Here is a 2,857-nt window from a genome sequence, read left to right as displayed (position 1 = left end):
GTTTACTGCAGGTCGAAGAGACATGTTTCACAAAACTGGTCCGGGCAGGGTTGACGTCGATCTGGATTTTTCAGGAGTGGGGATTCTGCACGCGCGGCTGTGGAATTTCGATTTCGATGACTTTGCCGGTTAGCAGTTTCGGGGCTTGAAGAAAGAGCATTCCGAATTTCTGAAGAGCAAAGTGGTCCCCCTACTCGAGGACGATGCCGGTCAGATCTGGATGACGGGCTCCGCGAGCCGGATCGGTGCGGCCGATTGGAATATGACGACGTCGGCCAACCGCGTGATTACAGTCGCGCGGTCTCTGTCCGAGATGGGCATCCACCCGGAGCAAATGCAGACGCACGCCATCGGCAATACGCAGACGGCAAATCACAGGCTGGACGAAGACAGCGATAGATCGGTGGTCCTTTGGGTGCTCCCGAAGGTCTATTTCGAACCGATCATAAAGCCAGACTTGCCGCGACCCGTTCCGCCGAAGCCAAAAGTTAGTCGAAATTTCAAGATAGCTATGCTGCTTGAGGTCGACGGTTCGATCTCGTTCGCCGCGAGAGCGGCCATCAAGCGCATCGTGAAGGGCAGGGCTGGAGCCGGAATTGCGTTTGCCAGCGCCTTGTTCTCCATATGGGACACGGAAAACAATTTGAAGTGCACCTACGTCTATGCGGCGGTCGGCCTGGGCTTTGGCTTAAGCCTTCCGAAGACTGGCGGTAGATCGGGTACCCTGCATGGCCCCTGGAATTCGTTTACGACTGAAAAGCCAATCTCCTGTTCGCAGTTCGGCAAGTCGATGCGCTTTACGACTATCGGCATAGGCGGTGTGAGCAAGAACTGGATCCTGCTGGAAACGCCCAAGGGGGTGAAGGACGTCTACTTGAGCATCAGCACCGGCACGACTATAGGCGGCGGCGCGTCGACATACCCAGCCCATCTGAGCGCTTTCGTCCCGCTGGAGAGACCAAAGCCGTTTGGCGGGCCGTGAGTGAACCGGCTCATCGTAACCTTTAGCCCGATATCGGCTCCGCCATGTACGCCGGACACCGTTTCAATGATCACAGCACGCATCCGCAGCGGGCGGATTGAGCATAGGCCAAAAGCCGAAGGTCGGCTCTAGAATGCCCCTCGCAAAAGCGATCGATGATTTGGGTCACCTTCTCACTATAGTCTCGTTGCCAGTGTCCCAACCCGTGCAGAGCGCTCTCCCGACAAGCAATCGAGTTGAGGTGAAGGATGCGCTCCATCGTACACAGCGCGCAATCGTGGAGAGTTGGCAGGTCCGGATCATTGGCAAGAGCCAAGCTCGGAAACACATCCCACCACATATAGCAGACACAGTTTAGTGTCCCCGCATCGGCTTCGCCAAGGTAAGACAAGCTGGGAGTACACCGCGGCTCGAACAATTTCGCAAATAGTTCTGCGACAGACTTCACGCAGCGGACACGGTCTTTGATCGGCACATCAGTTGAACATAGCCATCTGTTATCGCCGCTTGCGCTCGTATTTGCGAGGTAGGTTAAGCCTTGTGCGATTTGGCTGTCGGCAAATCCCTGTAATGCGGTCTCCGGGTCTTCAAACAGTCGCGTGAGATAAGACACAGCTTCTGCTGGTGGCGGGTCCCACCAATCATGTTCGGGATCGAAGTACCAAGGTGATTGCTGAAAACGGACCTCGCGTCCAAACGAGTGATCCAGCCAATCATCAAACGAGAGCTTTTGCAGGCGCATCATAAAGTCCGCCTTCCCGGAGACATGAAGCGCACAATGCTATGCTAGACCCGGAATTAAGCCAACGCGCGACCAATCGATGAGTGAGATCGGTTCTTCACCTTGCCCCAATGGCGGCAGCGGCCCGCTTCATAAGCCCGATCTCGAAGGCATTGACGAACACGCCCTCAGGACGCCGCTCCAGCAGGCGCTCCAGGTTCGCCTTCGGACGGGGAGGGCGGCCGACCTCGTGCATATCTTCAACATAAAGATCGATGGTGTCGCCAAATGTGCGGACCGGCGCAGCAGCCTTTGGTTTCGGTGATCCGCGGCGGTCAATGTTGCGCTCCATGTCGAGCGCCCAATCTTCACCATCCTTGCGACGGCGAAAGGTCTCTGACACATAGCGGTTCTTGCGGCGGACCTGGTCGCGCCAGTTCCCAGAGAGCAACTGAGTGTAGCTAGCCAGGCCGTGTGCACTCCCTAATTCGTGTGCGCTACGTGTGCACCGAGAGGTCAAACGGGTACAAACGTGTGCAATTTCGGCTAGTTTGGAGTGCACAGGTTCGTGTTTCATCCTATTAAGATGATAGGATAAGTCATTGAAATCGCACGACTATCGCTTTTCTGTGGCGCCCATGATGGATTGGAGCGAAAGTCAAAACGCTTCAATTGGTTAGGTGGCCACGTGTGCACAACATGTGCACCGAAAGATCAACAAAAATCCAGTCACGACCATTGTGAGCGTATGTTTTCGAGAGCAGAGCCTCCGGTTGTGGCAAGACCATTCCGCGGGTTGACAGCCTTGATTACCGGATGTGGATATTCCGTCGGCGCAATCGCTTTCGACAAGGCCGTTATTGCGGAAGGTCGTTTCGCGGAGATAGCGCACCCTAAAGATTCGAACTGGTGCCAAGTCTTCGTCCATCTTGAGCGCGGTGTCGAAGCAGCCCGGATCCGCGGCTGCGTCGTGGATTATCACGCCTATCGTCCGTCGGGCGCTACGGGAGTCGAGCCGGGTGTTGCGCATCAAAAAAGTATCAGTTGCACACTGAAATCGTGGTGGCGTGCCTAAGTACCGGTCGTTACTCTCCCGGCAAGAGGAAGCGCTGAGCATTCAGCCGATAAGGGAACAGGGGCGGACTATTGCAAAC

Annotated in this window: 3 protein-coding genes; 1 reads left to right on the top strand and 2 read right to left on the bottom strand. The window is 55.8% G+C overall.

The genetic code is table 11. The annotated features are described in order from the left end of the window. Positions 1–145 precede the first annotated feature (145 nt). Positions 146–982 (top strand): hypothetical protein, encoded by an 837-nt coding sequence (locus AC1D00_RS34725; RefSeq protein ID WP_477013791.1) that lies wholly within the window; start codon positions 146–148, stop codon positions 980–982. A 70-nt stretch (positions 983–1,052) separates the two neighbouring features. On the opposite strand, the gene AC1D00_RS34720 is transcribed toward AC1D00_RS34725, so the two are convergent. Together AC1D00_RS34720 and AC1D00_RS34715 are read right to left on the bottom strand one after the other, a co-directional pair. Then, positions 1,053–1,727, bottom strand: a complete 675-nt coding sequence (locus tag AC1D00_RS34720; RefSeq protein ID WP_477013790.1) for a hypothetical protein — start codon at positions 1,725–1,727, stop codon at positions 1,053–1,055. Between the two features lie 94 nt (positions 1,728–1,821). Further along, a complete protein-coding gene (locus AC1D00_RS34715) occupies positions 1,822–2,055 on the bottom strand; it encodes a hypothetical protein (RefSeq protein WP_477013789.1) in 234 nt (77 codons plus the stop codon). Between the last annotated feature and the right edge of the window lie 802 nt (positions 2,056–2,857).

The organism is Bradyrhizobium sp. P2_E8 (genome assembly GCF_056403875.1).
The sequence above is the reverse complement of the archived record's forward strand: the minus strand, read 5'-3'. Positions and strand labels throughout refer to the sequence as shown.

Excerpts from the sequence above, each read along its gene's own strand:
- AC1D00_RS34720 (WP_477013790.1), bottom strand. The coding sequence starts at position 1,727 with ATGATGCGCCTGCAAAAGCTCTCGTTTGATGATTGGCTGGATCACTCG.
- AC1D00_RS34715 (WP_477013789.1), bottom strand. The coding sequence starts at position 2,055 with ATGGAGCGCAACATTGACCGCCGCGGATCACCGAAACCAAAGGCTGCT.